Annotated in this window: 1 protein-coding gene; it reads left to right on the top strand. The window is 62.4% G+C overall.

What is annotated here, in order from left to right; all coding sequences use genetic code 11:
* A partial coding sequence (locus GV764_RS19350; protein WP_236651911.1) for a thiamine pyrophosphate-dependent enzyme occupies positions 1–644 on the top strand: 644 nt, incomplete at both ends.

Raw genomic sequence — 644 nt, 5'->3', positions numbered from 1 at the left:
GCCCCGATGGGCATGGCTGACATTGCCGAAGTCCTGTGGCGTGATTTCCTGAACCATAACCCCAACAACCCGGCCTGGGCCGACCGCGACCGCTTCGTGCTGTCCAACGGCCACGGCTCGATGCTGATTTACAGCCTGCTGCACCTCACCGGCTATGACCTGCCGATTGACGAGCTGAAAAACTTCCGCCAGCTGCACTCGAAAACCCCGGGCCACCCGGAAGTGGGCTACACCGCCGGCGTGGAAACCACCACCGGTCCGCTGGGCCAGGGCATCGCCAACGCCGTGGGCATGGCTATCGCCGAGAAAACCCTGGCGGCGCAGTTCAACCGTCCGGGCCACGACATTGTTGACCATTTCACTTACGCGTTTATGGGCGACGGTTGCATGATGGAAGGCATCTCCCACGAGGTGTGCTCCCTGGCCGGTACGCTGAAGCTCGGCAAGCTGGTGGCGTTCTATGACGACAACGGCATCTCCATCGACGGTCACGTGGAAGGCTGGTTTACCGACGACACGGCAAAACGCTTTGAAGCCTACGGCTGGCACGTGGTGCGCGGCGTTGACGGCCATGACGCGGACGCGATCAAACGCGCCGTCAAAGAAGCGCGTGCGGTCACCGACAAGCCGTCCCTGCTGATGTG

This window comes from Atlantibacter hermannii (assembly GCF_009907385.1).
GTDB classification, from domain to species: Bacteria; Pseudomonadota; Gammaproteobacteria; order Enterobacterales; family Enterobacteriaceae; genus Atlantibacter; species Atlantibacter hermannii_A.
Note: the sequence above shows the minus strand (reverse complement) of the source record. Positions and strands in the feature narration are given on the sequence as shown.